Genomic DNA, 643 nt, shown 5'->3' with positions numbered 1-643 from the left:
CTCTTTCACTTACCAGTTAAACTGGTTTACTTTTTCTTGCTACTATTTATGCTAAAAGGGTCCTCATACTCCTTCACACTCAGTTTGTCCACTGCCTGGTCATGTGCTTCTTGTTCACGAATATATTTTGCGACGGTTGCCTCGTTTAAGCCTACTGTACTGACGTAGTATCCTTCCGCCCAAAATTTTCGATTCCCATATTTATACTTTAATTGCGCATGCTTCTCAAAGATCATTAGCGCACTTTTCCCCTTCAGATATCCCATGAAGGCTGATACTGAAATTTTCGGTGGTATCGCTACCAGCATGTGTACGTGATCTGGCATCATGTGACCTTCTATGATCTCTACTCCCTTGTATTTACATAATCGTTTGAAAATTTCGATTAAATCTTTCCTCACTTGATTATAGATCTCTTTCCGTCTATACTTCGGGGTGAATACTATGTGGTATTTGCACATCCACTTTGTGTGAGCTAAACTATAGTTCTTGTTTGCCATCTAAGACCATTCCTTTCAATTGAGCCTGAACATCTCAATTTTATCGGGATGGTCTTGTTGGTCAAACCCTCGTTCCCTCCACCCGCATAGCGGGTGGTTTTTTGTTTCGCACGCTTCGCGAGCTCAACTGGCTAAAGCCTAAA

General features: G+C 41.5%; 1 protein-coding gene. It reads right to left on the bottom strand.

All coding sequences use genetic code 11. From position 1 onward, the window contains the following. Window positions 1-26: 26 nt before the first annotated feature. Complete coding sequence (tnpA, locus tag KI367_RS26755; RefSeq protein ID WP_160043221.1) at window positions 27-500, bottom strand: IS200/IS605 family transposase; 474 nt, start codon at window positions 498-500, stop codon at window positions 27-29. Window positions 501-643: the final 143 nt, after the last annotated feature.

Source organism: Paenibacillus cookii, assembly GCF_018333375.1.
Taxonomy (GTDB): Bacteria; Bacillota; Bacilli; order Paenibacillales; family Paenibacillaceae; genus Paenibacillus_AQ; species Paenibacillus_AQ cookii.
Note: the sequence above shows the minus strand (reverse complement) of the source record. Positions and strands in the feature narration are given on the sequence as shown.

Bases quoted from the DNA above. Each gene is read 5' to 3' on its own strand.
- tnpA (WP_160043221.1), bottom strand. From the start codon at position 500: ATGGCAAACAAGAACTATAGTTTAGCTCACACAAAGTGGATGTGCAAA.